The following is a 23,600-nucleotide window of genomic DNA, read 5'->3' as shown; positions in this document are numbered from 1 at the left end:
CCTACGCCCCGGTTCCGCCCTGTCGCCTGAATTATTTGTCATGTGCGACGGAAACCCAGACGGGGCGGCGTTTCAGCCTGTAGGCTGACCTCCGACGGAGGACGAATGGCGACTCACGGCGGCGGCGGCGAATACAAGGATCTGGTGGTCTTCCTGGCCGCGGCGGGCGTGGTCGTGCCGCTGTTCAACCGCCTGAAGATCAGCCCGGTGCTGGGCTTCCTCGCCGCTGGCGTACTGCTGGGTCCGGACGGGCTGGCGCGGCTGGCGGATACTGCGCCCTGGCTCTCGTGGCTGACCATCTCGGACGCGACCCAGATCCGGTCCCTGTCTGAACTCGGCGTCGCCTTCCTGCTGTTCATGATCGGACTTGAGCTGTCGTGGGAGCGGCTCCGGGCCATGCGCAAGCTGGTGTTCGGCCTCGGCCTGACCCAGGTGGCGGCCTGCACGGTGGCGCTGGCGGCGTTGTTCGTCTTTATGGGACAGCCGTTGGTTTCCGCAGCCGTGCTGGGCATGGGCCTCGCCCTGTCGTCGACCGCGGTGGTGATGCCGGTGATGGCCGAGCGGGGCCGGATCAAGACGACCGCGGGACGCGCGACCTTTTCGATCCTTCTCGCCCAGGATCTGGTCGTGGCGCCGATCCTGATCACCGTCACAGTCCTGGCGGCGCTCGCCGAGAGCGGGGTCGGGGGCGGCGATTTCGATCCGGCGGTGCTGCGACCGGCGCTGTTCACCCTGATCCCGGCCGCCATCGGTCTGGCGCTGCTGGTCGTTCTGGGTCGGCTGGTGCTGCGGCCCATGTTCCGTTCCGTCGCCCGGGCCAAGGCCCGGGGGCAGGGGCAGGAAATGTTCATCGCCGCCAGTCTGCTGGTGGTCGTCGGCGCCGGCGTGGCGGCCCAGGCCGCCGGCCTGTCTATGAGCCTCGGCGCCCTGATCGCCGGCCTGCTCCTGGCCGAGACCGAGTTCCGTCGCGAGGTCGAGATTTCGATCGAACCGTTCAAGGGGCTGTTGCTCGGGGTCTTTTTCGTGGGGGTCGGCATCAGCCTCGACCTCGACGCGGTGGCCGCAGATCCTGTCGCGGTGTTCGGCCTGGCCGCCATGCTGACGCTGCTGAAGGCCGGCCTCATCTTCGGCGTCGCCCGTCTGTGGGGCCTGAACCATCGGTCAGCCATCGAGACAGCTCTGGTGCTGGGGCCTGCCGGGGAGTTCGCCTTCGTCATCCTGGGGGCCGGTCTGGTGGAGGGCATCGCCTCGCCCGCCTTCACCCAGACCGTCCTGATCGCCGCAACGATCAGCATCTTCACCATCCCCCTGATGGCAGCCATCGCCGACCGGGTGCTCAAACACACGGCGCCGGCTGCGCCCGACCTCCCACCCGAGGCCCTTGAGCCGCCGTCGGCCACCTCGGGACAGGTGCTGATTGTCGGTTTCGGGCGGGTCGGGCGCCTGGTCGGCGAGATGCTGACCGAACACGGTCAGGCTTTTCTGGCCATCGACGCCAACCCCACGACCGTGACCAAGGGCCGAGCCGAGGGCGCCAATGTCTTCTATGGCGACGCCGGACGGACCGAGATGCTGGAGCGCTGTGGCATCGATACGGCGCGGGCGGTGGTGGTGACCATGGATGCGCCGATCAAGGTCGATGAAGTGGTGGTCGCCACCCGCTCGCTGCGGCCCGACCTGATCCTGATCGCCCGCGCCCGGGATCACAAACACGCCGCGCGTCTGTACGCCCTTGGCGTCACCGACGCCGTGCCGGAAACCACCGAGGCCAGCCTGCAACTGGCCGAGAACACCCTGGTCGATCTGGGGGTGCCCATGGGTCTGGTCCTGGCGTCGATTCACGAGCGGCGCGACCGGTTCCGCAAAATCTTTCAGGAGGCCATGCCCGGCAGTGACGCGGTCCGCAGCCCGCGCGCCCTGCGTTCCAACCTGCGTCGCTGAGCCGCAGCGACGGAGCGGCGGCGGCGACGCGTTAACCCCATGACTATTCCGACTGTTAATCCCGCTACCCCATTTTGGTCATCGTTGCGTGATGATTGCCCCGTTCTCGCCTGACAGGCGATGTGTCTGCGTGCCTTCGCGCCCGCCCCGGATTTTCCATCGCTTCGGCGTTCAGTTCCCACGACGGTCCACAGCCGCCGCCCAGTGAGTACCCGTTTCATGCGAGATATCGCCTTGACCCCCTCCAAGACCAACGACGCTGAGGGGGAGACCCCCCGGTTGAACCGCCGCCAGGCCGCCAAGGTCCGCACCCGCCAGAAGGTGCTGGACGCCGCGCGCGCCCTGTTCGCGGAGCGTGGCTATGAGCCCGCCACCATTCGCGATATCGCCAAGGGCGCGGGCATGTCGACGGGCGCCGTCTTCGCCAATTTCCAGGACAAGGCCGAACTGTTCGAGGCCGTCCTGTCGGAAGACCTGGCGAAACTGGCCGAGACACTGAAGACCGCCGCCGCCGCCGAGACCTCCCTGCGCGCCCGTCTGCTGGCCGCCCTGACCGCCGGCTATCACAGCTCGCTGGAGCAGCTGCCGCTGGTTCAGGCTGTCGTGGCCCGCTCGTGGTTCCAGCCCGTCGCCGCCGAGATGCGCACCCGCACCGCCATCAAGCCGCTGGTCATGGTCGTCTCCGACGCCCTGCAGGCCGGGGTGCGTGAGGGCGAACTGCGCCAGGACGCTGACGTGCGTCTGCTCAGCGAGCTTATCTACGACGCCTATCTGTCCAACTATCGCGGCGCCGCCTACGACGGCTGGACCATGCAGCAGCTGACGACGCAGATCGGCAAGCAGATCGACGTGATCTTGGCGGGCCAGCTTTCGCGACAGTAGAAATTGTCTCCTCCCTGTTCGCGGAGCGAATGGGGAGGTGGCGCGGCGCGCCTTCGCGCCGTGACGGAAGGGTAGAGACGGCGTTGTCGGATCGCATGCGATCCCCTCGACCCCTCCACCATGCTTCGCATGGTTCCCCTCCCCATGGCTTCGCCACAGGGAGGAGACTCAGCTTTTCCACCTCAGAACCGTGGCCTTGACCGGATTGGCGAAGGGGCGGCTTTCGGCGCGGGACTTGATCCATTCGCGCTTGAGCTGCTGGTACCATTTGGCCTGTTTGTCGGCGTCGTCGATCCAGATCAGGGCCGGGTCATAGCGCAGGCCCTCGTTCTGCAGGTTCACCATCCCGCCGTCCTGCTTCAGGAAGGCGATCACGCCCATGCGCAGGAACGGCTTGGCGATGCCGAACACCCAGTGGTCGGACCAGAAGATCTGGGTGATCCGGGTCCTGGTCTCATTGATCGGAGTCAGGCAGGTGAGGGCCAGCACCTGCTTCTCTCCGACCTGGATATGCTCCCAGCGATAGCCGGGCAGGCGGAAGGTGATCTCGGTCGCCGGCGCTCCGCCCAGGATCCTGTAGGCCCGGCTGTTCGACGAGGGGGCGTGGCGGACCATGGCGAAGCCCTGCTCGCGCGGTTCAAAGGCCTTGGCCTTTTCGTGCATCGAATGCTCTGAGCGCCACCACCATTGCTGATGCACATAGGGGCCGTGGGCCGGGTCCATCAGGCCGACGACGGCATGGTCGACATGGGCGTCGAAATCCATCCATTCGACCATCTTCGCCCCGCCGCCGACGACGCCCGGAAACAGCGGCGGCTCGTGGTCCGGATCGGGCGCGATGCGCGGGTCCGACGCCATCCAGACGAAGACCATCCCCTGGCTCTCGCGCACCGGATACGACCGCACCCGGATGCGGTCGGCCTCATAGGGCTGATCCTCGACCAGGGAGGGGATGGCGGCGCAGACGCCGTCGGGGCGGAAACGCCAGCCGTGGTAGCAGCACTCGATGGTCTCGCCCTCGCCGGGCTTCTCGACCAGCCGCCCGGCCGACAGGGGCGCGGCGCGGTGGGGGCAGATGTCGCGCATCGCATAGACCTGACCCGCGCGTGTCCGGCCGATCAGTACCGGCTCGCCGAGCAACTCATGGCGCTTCAGCGCGGCCGGCGCGACGTCGCGCGACAGGGCGACGAAATACCAGGCGTCCAGCACAAATCCCTTGCCGAAGGCCGTCGGCGGGGCCTTGGCTTCGGGTGATTTCGAGGAAACGGGGGCGCTGTCGGCTGGGCTCATGGACACTGTTTAGCGGGCTGTAGCGGTGAAGTCTTGACCGGCTGCATCTGTTCACGCCCTGTGTGACGACCAGGGACAGCAGCGGGCGTTCGCCCGTCCATCGGGATCACACACCATGAAGACCATGACCGCCCTCGCCGCCCTCGCCGGGGCCCTTTCCTTCGCCGTCGCGGCGCCCGCCTTCGCCCAGTCGCACGGCGACCATGGCCAACCCCGGGAACAGGCCCCCGCCGCAGCCGCGGGTCATGGTCACGCCCATGCCGATTTCGAGTCCGGCCGGTTTCATGTCCGCGTCGACGGACCCGAGCATCCGGTCGGCGACGTCATCCTGATTCCCGGCCTGTCCTCGTCGCCCCACGTCTGGGACGGTCTGACGGAAGAGCTGAAGGGCCGTTACCGCGTCCACCGCATCCATGTGCAGGGCTTCGCCGGCGCGGCGGCCGAGGACAACGCCACGGGCAATGTCTCCGCCCCTGTCGCCGAGGACCTGGTCCGCTACATCGCCGAACGGGGGCTGAGCAGGCCGGCCGTGATCGGCCACTCCATGGGCGGGACAATCGGCATGATGCTGGCGGCCCGTCATCCCGATAGCGTCGGCAAGCTGATGGTCGTCGACATGGTGCCGTTCATGGGCGCGATGTTCGGCGCTCCCGGAGCCACGGTCGAGAGCGTCACGCCGATGGCCGACGGCATCTATCACGGCATGTCCACCTCGCCGCGCGACCAGTACCAGCAGCAGGCCGATGCCCAGGTCGTCGCCATGATCAACACCGAGTCCCTGCGCGCCGGACCGCTGGAAGACAGCCGGACCAGCGACCAGCGGGTTTCGGCCTCGGCCTTCCGCGAGCTGATCGTCACCGACCTGCGGCCTGAGCTGGCGCGCATCACTGCGCCGACCACCGTCCTCTACGTCCGGTTCAACGATCCGCGGATGACCACCGACATGGCCGACGGCGTCTACCGCGCTTCGTTCGCCAATCTGCCTTCCGCGCGCCTGACCCGGATCGACGACAGCGCCCATTTCATCATGCTGGACCAGCCCGCCCGGTTCGCCGCCGAGGTGAACGCGTTTTTAGAATAGGCATCTGAAGCGTCATGGTTTCGGCGGAAACGTCCCTCACAGTCCTGTGAAGAGCGTGAGGGCGTTCCCGTGCGCGTCCCGACCGGCTAAGACCGGGCACGGCTTGATGAGGGTTTGATGGCGGGTTCCGGCTTCAACTTCGGACGCAGCGGCGGCGCGGGCCCGAAATCGGCGCGCACGCCGTGGCAGCGCGTCATGTACTGGAGCGCCGTTCTGGCCGTCTGGGGGGCCATCTTCCTGGTGGTCTTCTTCGCGGTGTTCGCGCGCGATCTGCCCGACACCTCGACCCTGTACAATGTCGATCGCCAGCCCTCGATCACCTATCTGGACCGCAACGGGGCCCTGATCGCCGTGCGCGGCACCCAGCAGGCTCCGCCAGCCGATCTGGACGCCCTGCCCGACTATGTGCCCGCGGCCTTCATCGCCATCGAGGACCGGCGCTTCTATCATCACCCGGGCTTTGACCCGATCGGCATGACCCGGGCCATGGCCGCCAATATGCGCGCGGGGCGCGTAGTCCAGGGCGGTTCGACCCTGACCCAGCAGCTGGCCAAGAACCTGTTTTTGTCGCCGGACCAGAACATGAAGCGCAAGGTCCAGGAGCTGATGCTGGCGGTCTGGCTGGAGATGAAATTCTCCAAACAGGAGATCCTTGCCCTCTATCTGAACCGCGTCTATTTCGGCGCCGGCGCCTATGGCATCGAGGCGGCCTCGCAGCGCTATTTCGACAAGGGCGCCAAGGACCTCACCGTCGGCGAGGCCGCCCTTCTGGCCGGCCTGCTGAAGGCCCCGTCGCGCTATTCGCCCGTGTCCGAGAGCGAGCGCGCCGCCACGCGGGCGACCGTCGTGCTCAACGAAATGGTCGACGCCGGCGTCATCACGCCGGAACAGCGCGCGGCCGCCGTGACCGAACCGGTCCGCGTCTCGCGCACCCTGGCCACCCAGCACGCCCAGTATTTCATCGACTGGCTGGACAAGCAGATCCGCGAACTGGTCGGCGAACCGACCGAGGACATGATCGTCGAGACCACGCTCGACCTGACCCTGCAGACCCAGGCCGAGCGGTCGGTGCGCCGCATCCTCGACCGCGACCGGTCCAAGGGCGTGCAGCAGGCGGCTCTGGTGGCGCTGGACGGCGAGGGCCGGGTGCGCGCCATGATCGGCGGCGCCTCCTATGCCGACAGCCAGTTCAACCGGGCCACGGACGCTCGCCGCCAGGCCGGCTCGGCGTGGAAGCCGTTCGTCTATCTGACGGCGCTGGAGAGCGGCTACACACCCGAGACGCGGGTCAATGACGCGCCGATCCGCATCGGCAACTGGTCGCCGCGCAACTATTCGGGTTCGTTCGCGGGCGAGATGACCATGGCCAACGCCGTGGCCCAGTCGACCAACACCATCGCCGCCGGCATGGCCGACCAGATCGGCCGCGACAATGTCGCCCGCACGGCTCGGCGGCTCGGCGTGAGCTCGCGGATCGGCCTGGAGCCGGCCATGGCGCTGGGCGCGGTCGAGGTTTCGCCGCTGGAGATGGCCCAGGCCTATGACGCCTTCGCCAATGGCGGCAAACGCGTCCAGGCCTATGGCATCAGCCGCATCCGGACGCCGCAGGGCCGGGTCATCTATCAGCGGGCGTCGCGCGCCGACGGGCCGATCCAGGCCATTTCGAACCCATATCTGTACTATATGAACCAGATGCTACGCGGGGTGATGATCTCGGGCACCGGCCGGTCGGCGGCGATCGCCGGGCGCGACACGGCCGGCAAAACCGGCACGACTTCCGACTACAAGGACGCCTGGTTCGTCGGCTACACGGGCGGCTTCGTCACCGCCGTCTGGGTCGGCAAGGACGACAACACCGCCATGCGCGGCGTCACCGGCGGTTCGTCGCCGGCCGCCATCTGGCGCAGCTTCATGGAGGCGGCCCTGCCGCGCCTGAACGCCCCGGCCATTCCCAATGGTCCGGCCATGCCCGAGGGCTGGCAGCCGCCAAACCCGGTCGAAAGCCTGATCGGCCGCATCGGCGACCTGTTCGGCGACAGTCCGCCGGGCGGCGCAGAGGTCGATCCGCTGGACGAATCCCTGCTGGAGCCGCTTCCACGCCAGCCGGCTCCGCCGCGCCGCAACGAGCCCGGGCCGGCCGTGGTGCGCCCGACCGCGCCCCAGCCCCAGCGCGATCCGCCGGACCAGCGGCCTGAACCGACCCCGCCGCCTGAGAAGAAGGCCGAGCCGCTGTTCTTCTAGCGGCCAACGGCGTGGAGCGCCGGGCCGTTTTCACGCAGCCATTTGCGGTGCGGGCGGTGGTCGCCGATCAGCCGCTGCACCACGGCCCAATAGGCCGGGCTGTGGTCGGCGTGGACCAGATGGGCCACCTCATGGGCGGCCAGATAGTCGATGATCGCGGGCGGGGCCATGACCACGCGCCAGCTGTAGCGGATCGAGCGATTGTGCGGGCTGCACGAGCCCCAACGCGATTTCGGATCGGCGATCGACATCTTCACCGGGCGCTGACCCAGGGTGCGAAGATGGAAATCGGTTCGGGTCTGGAGCGTTTCTCTCGCGACCCTTTTGAACAGGTTTTCCACCCGACGCGCATAGGCTTCGCCCTCGCCGCCGGAGGCGATCAGCGGGCCGTCGGCGTCTTCGGTCAGGCGCGCCGCGCCGGCGCCGCCCGTGGCGACAAGCCGGGTCGGCTTTCCGAACAGGTGGACCGCGGCGCCGGGCTCCAGCGGCGTACCGTGCGGGCGTTCGGCCAGCCGTTCCCGCATCCACGAGGCCTTGGTGCGGGCGAAGGCGACGACATCGGCCAGTTTACGCTCGGACGGGGCGATCAGCACCGCCTCGCCGGCGCGGGCGTCGATGCGGATCGATAGCCTGCGCGCGCGGGGATTGACCGACAGCCGGGCTGTCAGACCCTCAAGCGGCAGCCGCTGCCCGTTCCGGTACTGCACTCATGGCCTCGTTCTTCGCGATGAAGTCGCGCACCCGCGGATAGATGTCGTCGCGGAAGCGGCGTCCGTTGAAGACGCCATAGTGGCCGACATCGGGGTGAACATACAGCACCCGCCTGGCGTCCGGCAGGCCGGTGCACAGGGTGTGGGCGGCCTGGGTCTGGCCGACGCCGGAGATGTCATCGTGTCCGCCCTCGACCGTCATCAGGCCGATGTCGGTGATGCCGGTCAGGTCGACCTTGCGCCCGCGATGCTCCAGCAGGCCGCGCGCCAGCAGATGCTGCTGGAACACGATGTCGATGGTCTGGAGGTAGAATTCCTCGGTCAGGTCCAGCACGGACAGGTACTCGTCGTAGAATTCCTCGTGCTTCTGGGCCCCGTCGCCGTCGCCCGAAACCAGATGGCCGAAATAATCACGATGGGCGTCGACGTGCTTGTCCTCGTTCATCGACATGAAGCTGTAGAGCTGGACGAAGCCCGGATAGACGCGCCGGCCGAAGCCCGGATAGGGCCACGGCGCGGTGTGGATCATGTTCGACCGGAACCAGGTGAAAGGCTTGGCCTCGGCCAATTGGTTGGTCACCGTCGGCGACAGGCGGGCGTCGATCGGCGAGCCCATGAAGGTCATGGAGGCGGGCCGGTTGGGGTCATTGTCCTCGGCCATCAGGGCGCAGGCGGCCAGCACCGGCGGTCCGGGCTGACAGACGCCGATGACGTGGGCGCGAGGACCGATCACGCCCAGCATGGTGCGGACGTGGTCGATGTAGTCGAAGAAGTCGAACCGGCCCTCCAGCATCGGCACCTGACGGGCGTTGACCCAGTCGGTGACATAGACGTCGTGGTCCTGCAGGAAGCCCTCGACCGTACCGCGCAGCAGGGTGGCGTAGTGGCCCGACAGGGGCGCCACGATCAGTACGGCCGGCGCCGAGGTCGGCTTGCCCGCGCGTTTCAGGTCGCCGAGGTGGCGGGCAAACCGCACCAGCCGGCACCAGGGCGAGGACCAGATCACCTGTTCGGTGGTCCGCACCGGCCTGTCGCCGATGGTGATCGTCTCAAGACCCCAGGCGGGCTTGCCGTAACGGCGCGTCACGCTCTCGAACAGCTCGGCCGAGGCGAAGGCCGTGCGGCCGATCGCGGTGTCCGACGCCGGATTGAAGGGAGAGGTCCAGAACTGGCGGGCCATCTGGGCCCCGAACCGGAACGGCGTCGCCGAGTGATAGGCGAGCTCGTGAAGCGAATAGAGCATGGAATCCTTGATACGGCCCGACCGTTACGCGGCAGAGCACCATAGAACGCATCGCACTGCAAAAAGATTTATTCCTCTCCATCGGGGCGGGGGACCGCCCGAAGGGTGGTGGAGGGGCGTCCGATACAAGCGCCGCTTTCTTGGGTTGGCGCCCCTCCACCGCTACGCGGTCCCCCTCCCCCGATGGGGGAGGAATGCCAACCCGCACGATTTCCTTGAACCGCCTGACGACTTGTCCGCACCTCTCATACGAAACGGGGCGAGCCGACGATGGAGAGGACCAGGGAGCAGCTTCTTGACGAGTATCTGGTCGCGTCCGCGCGCACCGGTGATCGCAAGGCGTTCGACCTGCTGGCCCGGCGTTGGGGCAGGAAGCTGCTGGCGCATGCCTGGCGTCTGACCGGCGACGTCGACCTGGCGCGGGAGGCCGCCCAGGACGGCTGGGTCGAGATCGTCCGCGGACTCGGGCGGTTGCTTGACGAGCGCGCCTTTCCGGCCTGGGCCTATCAGATCGTGACGCGCAGCTGCGCCCGCCAGATCGGAGGACGACGCCGGGACCGCAACCTGACCGCAGCCGTCGCGATCGAGCCCGTGATCGAGGCGGAGGCGCCGGAGACGACCGACCCCGTCGCCGCCCGGCGGCTGCGGGCCGCGCTCGCCACCCTGCCGGAGGCGCAGCGGGCCGCGGTCGGCCTGTTCTATCTCGAGGATCTGAGCGTCGCCGAGACGGCGGTCGCCCTGAACGTGCCGGCGGGCACGGTGAAAACCCGCCTGATGCATGCCCGCCGCACCTTGCGCGCGGTTCTGGAAGGAGACGTGTGATGCAGGATATCGACCGGATGATCGAGGAAGCCCTGAACGACGAGGAAAGGGCGCTGTTCCGCGAGACGGCCCGTGAGCCGGGGTTTTTCGGCCAGGCTTTCGGCCTGCTCGGAGGTCCGAACGGCTGGGTCAATGTCGTTATGATGGTGGTGCAGGCGGCGTTGTTCGTCAGCGGTCTGTGGGCGGGATGGCGGTTCTTCGAGGCCGAGACGCCCTTGTCGGCCCTGCATTGGGGACTCCCGGCGGCCGTGCTGGTGCTGTCGTCCCTGATCATCAAACTGGGCATGATGCCGGAGCTCCAGGCCAACAGGCTGATGCGCGAACTGAAGCGGCTCCAGCTTCAGGCAGCGGTGGGGCGGAAGGGTTAGGATGTTCGCTTCGGATTTTGTCATCCCGGACGCCGCGAACGCGGCGATCCGGGACGGCAGGGTTCCTTGCGCAAGAGCTCCCGGAAATCGCCTGCGATTGTCCGGGAGACGGGCGGCCGCCGCGCCGCACCCTGACCTGTCTCCCGGATAGCTGCTGACGCAGCTTCCGGGAGGTTGAAAATTCCTGAGCCCAAGCGTCCCGGATCGCCGCGTTCGCGGCGTCCGGGATGACAAGGGTTGGTTCCTACCCCCGCGCCATGGCCTGTTCGATGATCCGGGCGGAGTTCGCCGGCCCCAGATCGTGGCCGAGGGCGCTGCGGAACCGGCCGTCCGGCCCCATCAGATAGATCGTCAGCGAGTGGTTCATCGTATAGGCCTCGCCCTCGCCGACCTTTTCGTACACAGCGCGCCAGGCGTCGGCGGCGGCCCGGACCTGGGCCGGCGTGCCGGTCAGGCCGATGACGCCCTCGGGAAAGCCGTCCGAGGACAGATAGTCCTTCAGCGCCTGGGGCGTGTCGCGCTCGGGGTCGACGGAGATGAAGACGATCTGGACGTCGTCGGCCCGGTCGCCCAGGGCCCGCTTGGTCGCCTCGAGCATCCCGAGGGTGGTGGGGCAGTAGTCCGGGCAATATGTGAAGCCGAAGAAGACCAGCGACCATTGGCCGTTCAGCAGGGTCTGGTCGACGGCCTGACCGTCCTGGTTCACCAGCTGGAACGGACCGCCGACGTCGGGCTGACCTGTGGAGCCGATCTGGCGCGAGGCCGATCCGACGTCGTCGCGGCCGTTCACCACCACGATGGTTCCGACCGCAAGAACGGCGGCGATGGCGATACAGGCACCGGCAAACAGCAGGATGGATCGGCGCGGCATCACGGTCCCCTTGAAAACGCGCACGCCCGCGCGTGTCCAGTCTATAGAAGAGGCGTGAGCCTGTCCCAAGAGCCCCAAAAGCCGCAGCTGACGCCGCAGTCCCCGTCGCAGTTCGCGCCGTACGATCCGGGCCGCTTCCCCGGCTGGCGGAACCTGCCGCGTCGCAGCCGGGGCCTGTCCCTGCGCACCCTCGTCATCCTGCGCTGGATGGCCATAGCGGGGCAGAGCGCCACGATCGGGATCGCCACCCTCTATTTCCATTTCGACCTGCCGCTGTGGGGCTGTCTGGCCGCCATCGCCGCCAGTGTGGCGATGAACCTGAACGCCACCGCCCGACTGAAGCGCAGCGACGGCTCCCTGCCCGATGGGGGGCTAACGGCGGCGCACCTCGGATTCGACATTCTGCAGCTGTCGGTCCTGCTGGGGCTGACGGGCGGATTGCAGAATCCCTTCTGCCTGCTGCTGGTCGCGCCGGTGACGGTGGCGGCGGCGTCGTTGCCGGGGCGGCAGGCGGCGCTGATGGGGCTGCTGGTGCTGGGCGCGACGATCAGCCTGTTTTTCGTCTCCCTGCCGCTGCCATGGCAGGCGGGGACCGAGCTGAACCTGCCGCCGCTCTACAAGTTCGGCATCGGCCTGGCGCTGGTGACTGGGGTGATCTTCACCTCGGCCTATGCCTGGCGGGTGGCCGCGGACGCCGAGAAGCTGGAGCTGGCCCTGGCCACGACGCAGGACGTGCTGCAACGTGAGCAACGGCTGGCGGCCCTCGGAGGGTTGGCGGCGGCGGCGGCGCATGAGCTGGGCACGCCGCTGGCGACCATTCAGGTGGTGGCCAAGGAACTGCTGCGCGCCTCGCCACGGGACGGCCCGGCCGCCGAGGACGCCGCCCTGATCCTGCAGCAGGCCGAACGCTGCCGCGACATCCTCAAACGCCTGTCGCAGGCGCCCGAGGAGGGTCAGTCGGCCTTCGCCGAGGTGGGCTTGAAGGCGCTGCTGGAAGAGGTGGTGGAGCCGCACCGCGGCTTCGACCTGGAGTTCGAGGTTTCGGTTCGCACGGCTTCAGGAGAGCCCGAGCCCCGCGTCCGTCGCCTGCCCGAGGTGGTGCACGGACTGTCGACCCTGGTCGAGAACGCCGCCGACTTCGCCGCGGCGAAGGTGCGGGTGCGGGCCATCGTCGACGCCGGCTTCATCGAGATCGAGGTTGTGGACGACGGCCCCGGCTTCCCCGCCGACATCCTGCCCCGCCTCGGCGAGCCCTATGTGACCAGCCGGCCCCAGGGCAAGGCGCGCCGGGCCCTGTCGGCCCAGATCGCCGCCTCGGTCGCCGCCGCCACGCCGGGCCGGAAAGGGAAGAAGGCGACAAAGTCCGAGCCCGTCCCCGAAACCATCGCCCCCAGCCAGGGCGGCATGGGCCTGGGCTTCTTCATCGCCCGGACCCTGCTGGAACGGACCGGCGGTAAGGTCTTCGTCGGCCCCGGCGACGGAGGGCAGGCGCCAACCAAGGGGGTGGCGAAAGGCGCACGGGTCGCCGTGCGCTGGCCGCGGCCCGCGCTGGAGGTGTCGTCGTGATGTCGCACCCTCATTGTGAACCTTGACCGCAGGCCCGCCGTTACCGACTTGAGCCCCCAGGAGAACTCCGATGCCCGAAGCTGAAGACCGGATCGCCGCCCTTGCGGACAAGACCCTGCTGGTGCTCGACGATGAAAACGCCCTGCGCACCCGGCTGGGGCGCGCGCTGGAGAGCCGGGGGTTCGAAGTCACCCTCGCGGCGTCGCTGGCTGAGGCCTTCGAGACGCTGAAGACTTCGGTTCCTGCGTTCGCCGTGCTGGACATGCGGCTGGAGGATGGCAACGGGCTGAAGGTGGTCGAGGCCATTCGCGACCGGCGCGCGGACGCCCGCATCGTCATGCTGACCGGCTACGGAGCCATCGCCACGGCCGTGGCGGCGGTCAAGGCTGGAGCCGTCGACTATCTGCAGAAGCCCGCTGACGCCGACGACGTGGTCAAGGCCCTGCTGGCCACTGGCGAGGCCCCCGAGCCGCCCGACAATCCGATGAGCGCCGACCGGGTGCGCTGGGAGCATATCCAGCGGGTCTATGAGCTGTGCGACCACAATGTCTCGGAGACGGCGCGGCGTCTGGGCATGCACCGCCGGACGCTGCAGCGGATCCTGGCCAAGCGGGCGCCGCGGTAAACGGCGCCCCTGCCGGCGGCCGTTTAGGTCAGAGGCCGTCCGGCATGCGTGAGCCCTGCATCCGGCGCAGCATCTCCTGGCTGTCGCGGCGCTCGTCGGCGGTTTCCACGCTGCTGCGGCAAACCCTTCGGCCGAAGCGTGATCCGGTCACCGGCTCGGTGCGGCAGACCTGGGTGATCGGCGACCGCTCGGGCTGCGCCTGCACCTCTACAGTCTCGAGCGAGGCGACCGCAGCCGCGGGCTGGACGGTGGTCGGGGCCTGCGCAGGGGCGGGGGTCTGCTGCACAAGGGCGAGGGAGGCAAACAACAGGACGGGGGACACCAAGGGACTCTCCTGGAAATTTCGAAACACATAGAAGACCAATCGGGCGAATTTCGCAAATCGGCAACGTCAGGCCGCAAGCGGAATCCCGGCCGGAGCCAGCGAAAAGGGCCCCGGTGTTTCCACCGGGGCCCTCTTCAATTCAGACCGGACGCCGCTGGTTAGCGACGGCTGCGGCCACGGTCGCGATCGCCACCGCCGCCTTCACGCTTGGGACGGCCGCCGGTGTCGTCCGACAGGGCCGGCTCGCCGCGTTCGGCGCGTTCGGCGTTGATCTTGTCGGTGATGTCCTCGCCGGTGGTCTGGTCGACAACCTTCATCGACAGCTTGGTCTTGCCGCGATCGTCCATGCCGAGGAACTTGACCTTGACGTCCTGGCCTTCGGTCAGGACGTCGGCCGGGTTGGCGACGCGTTCCAGGCTGATCTGGGACACGTGGACCAGGCCGTCCTTGGCGCCGAAGAAGTTCACGAAGGCGCCGAAGTCGACGACCTTCACGACCTTGCCCGAATAGATCATGCCGGGCTCGGGCTCGGAGACGATGGACTGGATCCAGGCCTTGGCGGCGTCGATCTTTTCCTGGTCCGAGGCGGCGATCTTGACCGTGCCGTCGTCGTCGATGTTGATCTTGGCGCCGGTCTTTTCGACGATCTCGCGGATGATCTTGCCGCCGGTGCCGATGATGTCGCGGATCTTGTCGGTCGGAACCTTGATCGACTCGATCTTGGGCGCGTACTCGCCCAGTTCCGAGCGGGCGCCGTCGATGGCCTTGTCCATCTCGTCGAGGATGTGCAGACGGCCGGCCGAAGCCTGGGCGATCGCCTTGCGCATGATCTCTTCGGTGATGCCCGCGACCTTGATGTCCATCTGCAGCGAGGTGATGCCTTCGCGCGTGCCGGCCACCTTGAAGTCCATGTCGCCGAGGTGATCTTCGTCACCCAGGATGTCGGACAGGATGGCGAACTCGCCCGAGGGCTCGAGGATCAGACCCATGGCGATGCCCGAGACTGGACGAACCAGCGGCACGCCCGCATCCATCAGCGCCAGCGACGAACCACAGACCGTGGCCATCGAGGACGAACCGTTGGACTCGGTGATCTCCGACACCAGACGGATGGTGTAGGGGAAGTCTTCCGACGACGGCAGCATGGGACGGATCGCCCGCCAGGCCAGCTTGCCGTGACCGATTTCCCGACGGCCCGCGCCGCCCATCCGACCGGTCTCGCCGACCGAATAGGGAGGGAAGTTGTAGTGGAGAAGGAACTTCTCCTTGTAGGTCCCGCTCAGGGCGTCGACGTATTGCTCGTCCTCGCCGGTGCCGAGGGTGGCGACCACGATGGCCTGGGTCTCACCGCGGGTGAACAGGGCCGAGCCGTGGGTGCGCGGGAAGACGCCGACTTCGGAGACAATGTCGCGGACCTTGTCGAGGGCGCGGCCATCGACGCGGTGGCCGTTGTCGATGATGTCGCGGCGCAGGACGTGGGCTTCGCATTCCTTGAAGGCGACGCCGAACCGGGCGGACTCGACGCCGTCCGGGTTCTCGTCGGTCTTCACCATCTTGGCGGCGGCGGCCTTCTTGGCCGTGTCGACGCCCGAGCGGCGCTCGTATTTGCCGGCGTGGGTGTAGGCGGCCTTGATGTCCTTGCCGACCATCTTCTGGATCTTGGCGACGATGTCGGAGACGTCGTCGGCCTGGAAGTCGAAGGGCTCCTTGGCGGCGTGCTCGGCCATTTCGATGATGGCCTCGATCACCGGCTGCATGCCACGATGCGCGAACATCAGGGCGTTCAGCATGATGTCTTCCGACAGCTCCTTGGCTTCGGATTCGACCATCATCAGGGCGTCCTGGGTGCCGGCGACGACGAGGTCGAGCTGGCTGGTCGGCATCTGGTCAAGCGTCGGGTTCAGGACGTATTCGCCGTCGATATAGCCGACGCGTGCGGCGCCGATCGGGCCCATGAAGGGCACGCCCGAGATGGTCAGGGCGGCCGAGGCGGCGACCAGGCCGACGACGTCCGGGTCGTTCTCCATGTCGTGCTGCAGCACGGTGACGACGACCTGGGTCTCGTTCTTGAAGCCCTTGACGAACAGCGGGCGGATCGGGCGGTCGATCAGGCGGGAGACGAGGGTCTCCTTCTCGGTCGGACGGCCTTCACGCTTGAAATAGCCGCCCGGGATCTTGCCGGCGGCGAAGGTCTTTTCCTGGTAGTTGACGGTCAGCGGGAAGAAATCCAGGCCCGGCTTGGGCGCGCGGCCGTAGACGACGGTGGCCAGAACCACGGTCTCGCCGTAGGTCGCCAGCACGGCGCCGTCGGCCTGACGGGCGATACGGCCGGTTTCCAGCGTCAGCGGGCGGCCGGCCCAGTCGATCGTCTTGCGTTTGATATCGAACATATTTGTCTTTCATATCCCGCGGGCGGATTCCGCACGGGGTCCCATCAGTGGGTGGAGCGTCGGGCGTTCAGTCCTTCGGTCCATGGGCGTCCGCGCCATCGCGGAAGCCCGGGAAAAGAGGACCGGTATGGCCCTCGCGTCATGCGCCGGTCGGTCCGGCGGCGCGCCGGTCTCTGGATGCGGAAAGAGGCGCGGACATGGCCCGCGCCCCAAATCTCATCCGCGTTCCGCGCCTAGCGGCGCAGGTTCAGCTTGCCGATCAGCGCCGTGTAGCGCTCGCGATCGACCTTGGAGAGGTGGTCCAGAAGGCGACGACGCTGCGAGACCATCTTGAGCAGGCCGCGACGCGAGTGGTTGTCCTTCTTGTGGGTCTTGAAGTGGTCGGTGAGGTTGGCGATGCGTTCCGAAAGGATCGCGACCTGGACCTCGGCCGAACCGGTGTCGCCGGCGGAGCGGGCGTTCTCGGTGATGACTTCGTTCTTACGCTCGGGCGTAATCGACATCGGGTGACTCCTTATTGGAGGTTAAAAACGCGGTCGGGTTCCAGCCGGCCGGCCCGCAACTGACCGAGAGCGACGAGGGTCTGACCCTGAAAGGCTGAAACAGTTCTGGAGCCGTCCCGAAGGCGGCTCTTGAGCGTTTCGACCTGTCTGGGGAGCAGAACGATCGGTCGTCCCTGACGAAGCGAGAAGGCGTCCTGATCCGTCACGGCCAGCTCCGGGATGTCGTCCAGGGCGGTCGCGACGGGAAGCAAGCCTTCCGAGGCGGCGTCCCTATGCACCAGATCGGTCAGGAAATCCAGCGACACGGCGTTTTCTGTCGAGAACGGTCCAACCCGCTCGCGCCGCAGGGCCGAAACATGCCCCTCGGCGCCGAGAACCGTGGCCAGATCGCGCGCCAGCGACCGCACATAGACGCCCTTGCCGGTTCGGATCACAAGCTCGATGTGATCGGCGTCCGGGGCGTCGCTGACCGCGGCCTCGTGGATCATCACCCGGCGGCTGGCCAGTTCGAACTCGGCACCCTCGCGGGCGAGGTCATAGGCCCGCTGGCCGTCGACCTTGATGGCGCTGAACTGCGGCGGGACCTGATCGATCTCGCCGACGAAGGCCTCCAACGCCGCGCGGACCGCCTCGACGTCGGGCCGCACGTCCGAGCGGGCGACGATCTCGCCCTCGCGGTCGAGGCTGTCGGTCGAAATCCCCCAGTTGATGGTGAAACGATAGACCTTCTGCGCCTCCATCATGAACGCGACAGTCTTTGTGGCTTCGCCGAGGGCGATGGGAAGGATGCCGGAGGCCAGCGGGTCCAGCGTGCCGGCGTGGCCCGCCTTCTGGGCGTCGAACAGGCGGCGGACCTTCGAGACGGCTTCGGTCGAGCCCATGCCGAACGGCTTGTCGAGACAGACCCAGCCGTTGACGATCTCGCCCTTCTTGCGACGGCCCATCAGGCCTGACCGTCCTCTTTGTCGTCGTCTTCGAACGGCGAGACATAGACGTCGGCGCGCACGCGGGGGTCGTCGAGCAGGCGGTTCAGCCGCTCGGCGGCGGCGAAGCTCTCGTCGTGGCGGAAGCGCAGGTCGGGGGTGAAGCGCATCTCGATATGCCGCCCCAGCGCGCCGCGCAGGAATTTCGCGTGCGCGTTCAGCGCCTTGACGATCTCGTCGATATGGCCGGCGACCGGCGCAGTCTCGACGCCGGCGCCCAGCGGCTCGACGAAACAGGTGGCGTGTTTCAGGTCAGGCGACAGCCGCACCTCGGTGACGGTGACGGATACGCCGACCAGGGCCGGGTCGCGGATCTCATTCTCGCGCATGACCTCGACGAGGGCGTGGCGGATCATTTCCGAGGCGCGCAGCTGGCGCTGGCTGACGGTGCCTGCCTTGGCGGCGGGCTTCTTGGGTTTGCGGTTGCTCATGGGATCTCCTGTCGCCCGCCGGGGATCGGACCCGGTCTGGAAAAAGCGACGCCGCGTCGGGTCGGAAAGGCATGACCTTTCGAGTGCGGCGAAATTGAAAGAGCGCGGGGTCTAGTCCCGCGGGGCCGCCGTGTCCAATTGCACCCGCTCGATCGTGGCCATGACCTCGGATGAGGTGATGGCGCGCAGCGGTCTGGCGGGGAGGCCGGCGGCGTTGAGGACGCCGGCGCTCCAGTGGTTGCAGAGCCGTCCGATCCAGAAATGCTCATGGCTGGCGAAGAAGCGGGCGTCGTCTCCGGCGCGGGCGGCGGCGATGCGGGCCCGACCGTCCGCGAGGTCCAGAGAGGCCTCGATGTGGTTGGCCATGGCATCGAACCCGGCGGCGGAGAGACGCAGCGAGCGGCGGTGGTCGGCGGCGACCAGATCGCGGGGATCGCGCTGAGCCGGGTCGAGCATGATCACCGAGGCGTTGCCGGGGCGGAAGAAGGCCCGCGCCCCGTCGGGCAGGCGGTCGGTCATCGGGCTCTGGTCGACATAGAATCTGGCGTCGCCCCAGCCGATCAGGATCCAGTCGCCGGGGGGCAGGCTGCGCACGGCCTCGGCCAGCGGTCCGGTCCGCGCCTCGAGCGACGCGCGGGGCACGGCCAGATCGGTGTGGAAGCCGTTGTCCAGCACATGCACCTCGACGCCCGGTTCGGGCGCCGCCGCCGGAAACAGGGCGGGATCGCCGGGCGCGGTCCAGGTCCACAGGGCGGCACCCGCGCCGAGCGCCGTGGCGGCGACGAGCGGTCCGAGGCCTGATCCGCTGGAGCGTCGCTTCATCGGGCCTTGAGCCGCCAGGCGCCGCACAGGGTCGCGACCGGCGCATCCGGTCCCGGCCGGGCCGGGGCGCGGAACAGCATCAGATCGACGCGGTCGCGACGATGCAGCAGGGCGATCATGTCCGGCGTCTCGCCGCCGCACAGCGCCGAGGGCTTCACCGGCTCGCCGCGCGTAATGGGAATGATCCGGCGCAGCTCGATCTGGGCGTCGGCGGGAGCCTCCAGCCGGTCGGCGAAGGTCTGGCCGAAGACGAAATGCTCGCGTCCGGCAGCGATCCGCAGAGGGGTGGTCCGGAAGCTGTCGCCCGTGTCGAACCGCACCATGGCGCCGGCGAAGGTCGCGCCGCCGAGAGCCGCCCGGGCGGCCTCGTCCGCCGGACCGAACTCGCCGGCGAGCACCGCGTCGGTCGATGCGGCGACCAGCGGGTTGCCGTCGTCGGCGAGGACGGCCTTGAGACTCGTGATGCCGTCGCCTTCGCCGGAGACCAGTCGTCCCGCCCAGTCCGCCACGCGCCCGGCCGCCGGGGCCGCCTCGTCACGGATCGTCCCCCAGGCGGCTACGGCATGCTTCTGTTCGATGGCCAGCAGGAACAGCACCAGGCACAGGAAGGCCAGTGCGCCGGCCAGGCCCTTCAATCCCGTCTGGCGCGGGGCGGTGCGGCGGATCTCGGCGACCGTCATGGCCGCAACCTTAGCGGGGGTGTGTGACGGCGGGAATGACTATCGCGCCACAGGTGCTTCAGGGAGTGGGCGCGCCGGCGTCGTCGCCGGAGCCGCTCGCGGGCGGCAAGGTCCACTCGCCGCGCCAGTTGTAGGACAGTCTGACACAGTGCCGGTAACCGCCGTCCGGCCAGCGCCCGACCGCGTGAACGGTCATGGGCCGGCCAAGCCGGACGCGGCCCAGCACCATCCAGGCCTCTTCCGCGCCGGGACACAGGGCCCGGCTCAGGCCCCGACCCCCGCCTTCCGGCGTGATCGTATAGACCGAGGTTTCCCGCGAGCCGGCGGGCAGGGCCTGCCGTACGGCGTCGGGACCGCCGCGCCGGATGTCGGCCGAGCCGCGGTTTGAGGTGGAGATGATGCGCCGCACGCTGATCGCGCCGAACAGGCCGCGGTCGGCTTCCAGCGTGATGCCGCGCGTCATCGCCTGGGTGACCCGGTCCGAGGCGTCGTAAGCCAGGTAGCGCGTCTCGGCCGCGGCCGGTCCGGCGACGGCGGAGAAGGCGAGCAGGGAGATCAGGGAAGGACGCATGGGGAAACTCATCCACAGAGGATGGGGCGGAATGACGGCATCGCGTCTCCCTCCCCTTCATGGGGAGGGACGGCGAGGCGTAGCCGAGCCCGGGTGGGGAACGCCAGCTCCGCAGCGGCGGAGCCCGGCTTCGAAATTCCCCACCCGGTCGCTTCGCGACCACCCTCCCCACTTTGGGGGAGGGAGAACCTAGTCCAGCGTGCGCTTGATCTCTTCGACGGTGAAGCACTCGATGTAGTCGCCGGCCTTGATGTCCTGGAAGCCCTGGAAATGCATGCCGCACTCCTGGCCCGACGGGACCTCGTTGACCTCGTCCTTGAAGCGTTTGAGCGTCGTAAGGGTGCCCAGTTCCAGAACCACGACGTCGTCGCGGATGATCCGGACCTTGGCGCCCTTGCGGACCACGCCCTCGGACACCCGGCAGCCGGCGATCTTGCCGGTCTTGGAGATGTCGAACACCTGCAGCACCGCCGCATTGCCCAGGAAGGTTTCCCGTTGCAGCGGGGCCAGCATGCCGGAGAGCACGCCCTTTATGTCGTCGAGCAGGTCGTAGATGATCGCATAGTAGCGGATCTCGACGCCCTCACGCTCGGCGAGGTCGCGGGCCTGTTTCGAGGCGCGGACGTTGAAGCCGAGGATCGGCGCGCCGGCCGACTTGGCCAGCTGGACGTCGCTCTCGGTGATGCCGCCGGCGCCCGACATGACGGTGCGCGCGCGGACCTCTTCGTTGCCCATCTTGTCGAGCGAGCCGACGATGGCTTCGGCCGAACCCTGGACGTCGGCCTTGATGATGACCGGCAGCTCCGAGACCTTCTTGGATTGCAGCTTGGACATCATGTCGACCAGCGAGACCTGGTTGATGCCGCCCGTGGCCTTCTCGCGCTTCACGCGGTCGCGGTATTCGGTTAGCTCGCGGGCGCGGGCTTCGGTTTCCACGACGGCGAGGGGCTCGCCCGGGCTGGGCGCTTCGTTCAGGCCGAGGATCTCGACCGGAACCGACGGACCGGCTTCGGTCAGCTGTTCGTTGCGCTCGTTGAGCAGGGCGCGAACCTTGCCCCAGGCAGAACCGGCCACGACGATGTCGCCGCGGCGCAGGGTGCCGCGCTTGACCAGAACGGTGGCGACGGGACCGCGGCCCTTGTCCAGCTTGGCCTCGATGACCACGCCTTCTGAGGAGCGTTCCGGATCGGCCTTGAGGTCCATCATTTCGGCCTGCACCAGGATGGCGTCGATCAGGCCGTCCAGATTGGTGCGGTTCTTGGCCGAGACCTCGATGATCTGGGTATCGCCGCCCAGGCTCTCGGCGATGACTTCGTATTGCAGCAGTTCGTTGACGACCTTGAGCGGATTGGCGTCCGGCTTGTCGATCTTGTTGACCGCCACGATGATCGGGGCGTTGGCCGCCTTGGCGTGCTGGATGGCCTCGATCGTCTGGGGCATGACGCCGTCGTCGGCGGCCACGACCAGAACCACGATGTCGGTCACATTGGCCCCGCGCGCCCGCATCGCCGAGAAGGCGGCGTGGCCGGGCGTGTCCAGGAAGGTGACGCGGTCGTCGTTGGGCAGGCGGACCTGATAGGCGCCGATGTGCTGGGTGATGCCGCCGGCCTCGCCCGAAGCGACGTCGGTGGTGCGCAGGGCGTCCAGCAGCGAGGTCTTGCCGTGGTCGACGTGGCCCATGATGGCCACGACCGGCGCGCGGGGCGTGACCGCCTCGTCGTCGATCGCGTCGGACAGGAAGCCGGCCTCGACGTCGGATTCCGACACGCGGCGCACGGTCATGCCGAACTCGTCGGCCACCAGTTCAGCGGTGTCGGTGTCGATGACGTCGTTGATCTTCATCATCAGGCCCTGCTTCATCAGGAATTTGATGATGTCGACGCCGCGCACGGCCATCCGGTTGGACAGCTCCTGCACGGTGATGACGTCAGGGATGACGACCTCGCGCGGACGGTTCGGCGCATCGGTGGAGCCGCCCTTGCGCTTTTCCTTCTCGCGTTCGCGAGCGCGGCGGACCGAGGCCAGCGAACGCATCCGCTCGGCCGTGTCGCCATCGCCGGCGACGGACTGGATGGTCAGGCGGCCTTCGCGGCGCTTGGGCTCGCCGCGGGTGCGGCTGACGGCCTTGCCGGCGTCCGAGAAACGCTTGTCGCGATCGTCTTCGGGCTTCAGCGGACGGGCGAAACCGCCACCGGGCGCGCGGCTCGGACGGGCGACCTCGGCCTGTGCCGGGGGCGCGTTCGGGGTCGGACGGCCGCCGGGGCCGGTGCGCGGACCCGGACGGGCGGCGCCCGGCGCAGGGCGCGGAGTCAGGGCCGAATAGCGGACCGGCTCGGCCGGCCGGCCGGTCGGTCGGGCCGGAGCGGCGGGACGGTCGGAATAGGCGCGCTCGCCGCCGCCCATGGCTTCTTCACGGGCCGAACGACCCCCGAAGGCCGGGCCGGCGGGGGCGCGGGCGGGGTTGGGGGCCTTGGGCACGCGCTGGCCGAAATTGACCACGGGGCGCGCCGGCGGGGCCGGACGGGCCGGCGCCGCGAGAGCCGGAGCGGCGGCCTCGACCGGAACCGGGGCGGGCGTTGCCGGCGCCTCAGGTGCGGGCGTCGGAGCTGGGGCGGCGGCCGGAGCGCGCTTGGTCGGGGCCGGAGCGGGCGCGGCGGCAGTCAGCTTGGCGGCTTCGGCGCGGGCGGCCTCGGCGGCGACGCGGGCGGCGGCGGCTTCAGCCTGGGCGGCGTTGGCGGCCTGGGCCGTGGCGGCGGCCTGTTCATGCGCGGCCTGATCGCGGCGCGCCTGTTCGGCGGCGGCGGTCTCGGCGCGCTGGGCCTGGGCCTGGGTCGCCAGTTCGATGGCGCGGCGGCGGGCTTCCTGTTCCTCGTTCGACAGGCGGCCGCCGGCGGGACCGGCTGGCGCGGCCGGACGCGGCGCCTGGGGCGCGGGCGCATCGGTGCGAGGACGTGCGGCGACGTCAAAGCCCTGCGGGCGTTGATGGCCCGGCACGGCGCCGGCGCGGCGCTTGGTCTCGACCACCACGGTCTTGGTGCGGCCGTGGCTGAAGCTCTGGCGCACGGTGCCGGTCGAAACCGATCCCGCCTGCCGGGGCTTCAGGCTCAGCGGCGCGCGCGGACCCGTCTGGGACGGTGTCCCGGTCGGAGCTTGCGGTGCGCCGTCGTTGGTCTTGTCGTTCTCGTCAGTCATCCGGTCGCTTTACTGGGGACGGCGGGTGATCCGCCGTCGTCTCGTTCAAACACAAAAAGCCGC

The 23,600-nt window shown here is 68.6% G+C and carries 21 protein-coding genes; 8 read left to right on the top strand and 13 right to left on the bottom strand.

Going from position 1 to position 23,600, the window contains the following annotated elements; genetic code table 11:
- The first annotated feature begins 105 nt into the window (after nucleotides 1-105).
- Together ACTIEW_RS12995 and ACTIEW_RS12990 are read left to right on the top strand one after the other, a co-directional pair.
- Complete coding sequence (locus tag ACTIEW_RS12995; RefSeq protein ID WP_439478321.1) at nucleotides 106-1,941, top strand: cation:proton antiporter domain-containing protein; 1,836 nt, start codon at nucleotides 106-108, stop codon at nucleotides 1,939-1,941.
- A 219-nt stretch (nucleotides 1,942-2,160) separates the two neighbouring features.
- On the top strand, nucleotides 2,161-2,823 hold the full coding sequence (locus ACTIEW_RS12990; protein ID WP_439478320.1) for a TetR/AcrR family transcriptional regulator: 663 nt from the start codon (nucleotides 2,161-2,163) through the stop codon (nucleotides 2,821-2,823).
- Nucleotides 2,824-2,991: 168 nt separating this feature from the next.
- On the opposite strand, the gene ACTIEW_RS12985 is transcribed toward ACTIEW_RS12990, so the two are convergent.
- On the bottom strand, nucleotides 2,992-4,113 hold the full coding sequence (locus tag ACTIEW_RS12985; protein WP_439478319.1) for a Rieske 2Fe-2S domain-containing protein: 1,122 nt from the start codon (nucleotides 4,111-4,113) through the stop codon (nucleotides 2,992-2,994).
- Nucleotides 4,114-4,228: 115 nt separating this feature from the next.
- Between ACTIEW_RS12985 and ACTIEW_RS12980 the strand changes: the two genes are divergently transcribed.
- Together ACTIEW_RS12980 and ACTIEW_RS12975 are read left to right on the top strand one after the other, a co-directional pair.
- Nucleotides 4,229-5,194 carry an alpha/beta fold hydrolase gene (locus ACTIEW_RS12980; protein ID WP_439478318.1) on the top strand — a complete coding sequence of 322 codons (966 nt, stop codon included), beginning with the start codon at nucleotides 4,229-4,231 and terminating at the stop codon, nucleotides 5,192-5,194.
- A 117-nt stretch (nucleotides 5,195-5,311) separates the two neighbouring features.
- The gene (locus ACTIEW_RS12975; protein WP_439478317.1) at nucleotides 5,312-7,435 is read left to right on the top strand and encodes a PBP1A family penicillin-binding protein; all 2,124 of its coding nucleotides are present in this window, start codon (nucleotides 5,312-5,314) and stop codon (nucleotides 7,433-7,435) included.
- Here the strand turns inward: ACTIEW_RS12975 and ACTIEW_RS12970 are convergent.
- Together ACTIEW_RS12970 and ACTIEW_RS12965 are read right to left on the bottom strand one after the other, a co-directional pair.
- Entirely contained in the window at nucleotides 7,432-8,142 is a 711-nt protein-coding gene (locus tag ACTIEW_RS12970) for a M48 family metallopeptidase (protein ID WP_439478316.1), read from the bottom strand. The two genes, ACTIEW_RS12975 and ACTIEW_RS12970, sit on opposite strands and share 4 nt — an antisense overlap.
- Nucleotides 8,108-9,388 carry a polyhydroxyalkanoate depolymerase gene (locus ACTIEW_RS12965; protein WP_439478315.1) on the bottom strand — a complete coding sequence of 427 codons (1,281 nt, stop codon included), beginning with the start codon at nucleotides 9,386-9,388 and terminating at the stop codon, nucleotides 8,108-8,110. The genes ACTIEW_RS12970 and ACTIEW_RS12965 overlap by 35 nt, the downstream gene beginning before the upstream one ends.
- A gap of 270 nt (nucleotides 9,389-9,658) precedes the next feature.
- Between ACTIEW_RS12965 and ACTIEW_RS12960 the strand changes: the two genes are divergently transcribed.
- Together ACTIEW_RS12960 and ACTIEW_RS12955 are read left to right on the top strand one after the other, a co-directional pair.
- Nucleotides 9,659-10,210: an RNA polymerase sigma factor gene (locus ACTIEW_RS12960; protein WP_439478314.1), complete on the top strand. Its 552-nt coding sequence runs from the start codon at nucleotides 9,659-9,661 to the stop codon at nucleotides 10,208-10,210.
- Nucleotides 10,210-10,578, top strand: coding sequence for a DUF6768 family protein (locus tag ACTIEW_RS12955; protein WP_439478313.1), 369 nt, complete (start codon nucleotides 10,210-10,212; stop codon nucleotides 10,576-10,578). The genes ACTIEW_RS12960 and ACTIEW_RS12955 overlap by 1 nt, the downstream gene beginning before the upstream one ends.
- Nucleotides 10,579-10,822: 244 nt before the next feature.
- On the opposite strand, the gene ACTIEW_RS12950 is transcribed toward ACTIEW_RS12955, so the two are convergent.
- Nucleotides 10,823-11,449 (bottom strand): SCO family protein, encoded by a 627-nt coding sequence (locus ACTIEW_RS12950; protein WP_439478312.1) that lies wholly within the window; start codon nucleotides 11,447-11,449, stop codon nucleotides 10,823-10,825.
- A 54-nt stretch (nucleotides 11,450-11,503) separates the two neighbouring features.
- On the opposite strand from ACTIEW_RS12950, the gene ACTIEW_RS12945 reads away from it, so the two are divergent.
- Together ACTIEW_RS12945 and ACTIEW_RS12940 are read left to right on the top strand one after the other, a co-directional pair.
- Nucleotides 11,504-13,015: an ActS/PrrB/RegB family redox-sensitive histidine kinase gene (locus ACTIEW_RS12945; RefSeq protein ID WP_439478311.1), complete on the top strand. Its 1,512-nt coding sequence runs from the start codon at nucleotides 11,504-11,506 to the stop codon at nucleotides 13,013-13,015.
- Between the two features lie 70 nt (nucleotides 13,016-13,085).
- A complete protein-coding gene (locus tag ACTIEW_RS12940; RefSeq protein WP_439478310.1) occupies nucleotides 13,086-13,640 on the top strand; it encodes an ActR/PrrA/RegA family redox response regulator transcription factor in 555 nt (184 codons plus the stop codon).
- Nucleotides 13,641-13,668: 28 nt separating this feature from the next.
- Here the strand turns inward: ACTIEW_RS12940 and ACTIEW_RS12935 are convergent, their stop codons facing one another.
- The 9 genes from ACTIEW_RS12935 to infB all read right to left on the bottom strand — a co-directional run bounded on the left by ACTIEW_RS12935 (nucleotide 13,669) and on the right by infB (nucleotide 23,537).
- Complete coding sequence (locus tag ACTIEW_RS12935; protein ID WP_439478309.1) at nucleotides 13,669-13,965, bottom strand: hypothetical protein; 297 nt, start codon at nucleotides 13,963-13,965, stop codon at nucleotides 13,669-13,671.
- Nucleotides 13,966-14,123: 158 nt separating this feature from the next.
- Nucleotides 14,124-16,355 carry a polyribonucleotide nucleotidyltransferase gene (gene pnp, locus ACTIEW_RS12930; protein WP_439478308.1) on the bottom strand — a complete coding sequence of 744 codons (2,232 nt, stop codon included), beginning with the start codon at nucleotides 16,353-16,355 and terminating at the stop codon, nucleotides 14,124-14,126.
- A gap of 233 nt (nucleotides 16,356-16,588) precedes the next feature.
- The gene (gene rpsO, locus ACTIEW_RS12925; RefSeq protein ID WP_284221604.1) at nucleotides 16,589-16,858 is read right to left on the bottom strand and encodes a 30S ribosomal protein S15; all 270 of its coding nucleotides are present in this window, start codon (nucleotides 16,856-16,858) and stop codon (nucleotides 16,589-16,591) included.
- 11 nt (nucleotides 16,859-16,869) lie between these two features.
- A complete protein-coding gene (truB, locus tag ACTIEW_RS12920; RefSeq protein WP_439478307.1) occupies nucleotides 16,870-17,802 on the bottom strand; it encodes a tRNA pseudouridine(55) synthase TruB in 933 nt (310 codons plus the stop codon).
- The gene (gene rbfA / locus ACTIEW_RS12915; protein ID WP_439478306.1) at nucleotides 17,802-18,272 is read right to left on the bottom strand and encodes a 30S ribosome-binding factor RbfA; all 471 of its coding nucleotides are present in this window, start codon (nucleotides 18,270-18,272) and stop codon (nucleotides 17,802-17,804) included. The genes truB and rbfA overlap by 1 nt, the downstream gene beginning before the upstream one ends.
- Nucleotides 18,273-18,383: 111 nt before the next feature.
- Nucleotides 18,384-19,094, bottom strand: coding sequence for a DUF2459 domain-containing protein (locus ACTIEW_RS12910; RefSeq protein ID WP_439478305.1), 711 nt, complete (start codon nucleotides 19,092-19,094; stop codon nucleotides 18,384-18,386).
- Nucleotides 19,091-19,774 (bottom strand): hypothetical protein, encoded by a 684-nt coding sequence (locus tag ACTIEW_RS12905; RefSeq protein ID WP_439478304.1) that lies wholly within the window; start codon nucleotides 19,772-19,774, stop codon nucleotides 19,091-19,093. Before ACTIEW_RS12905 ends, ACTIEW_RS12910 begins: the two co-directional genes overlap by 4 nt.
- Nucleotides 19,775-19,832: 58 nt before the next feature.
- A complete protein-coding gene (locus tag ACTIEW_RS12900) occupies nucleotides 19,833-20,345 on the bottom strand; it encodes a hypothetical protein (RefSeq protein ID WP_439478303.1) in 513 nt (170 codons plus the stop codon).
- A 189-nt stretch (nucleotides 20,346-20,534) separates the two neighbouring features.
- The gene (infB, locus tag ACTIEW_RS12895) at nucleotides 20,535-23,537 is read right to left on the bottom strand and encodes a translation initiation factor IF-2 (protein ID WP_439478302.1); all 3,003 of its coding nucleotides are present in this window, start codon (nucleotides 23,535-23,537) and stop codon (nucleotides 20,535-20,537) included.
- Nucleotides 23,538-23,600 lie beyond the last annotated feature (63 nt).

The organism is Brevundimonas sp., assembly GCF_051860745.1.
In the GTDB taxonomy this organism is placed as follows: domain Bacteria; phylum Pseudomonadota; class Alphaproteobacteria; order Caulobacterales; family Caulobacteraceae; genus Brevundimonas.
The sequence above is the reverse complement of the archived record's forward strand: the minus strand, read 5'-3'. Positions and strand labels throughout refer to the sequence as shown.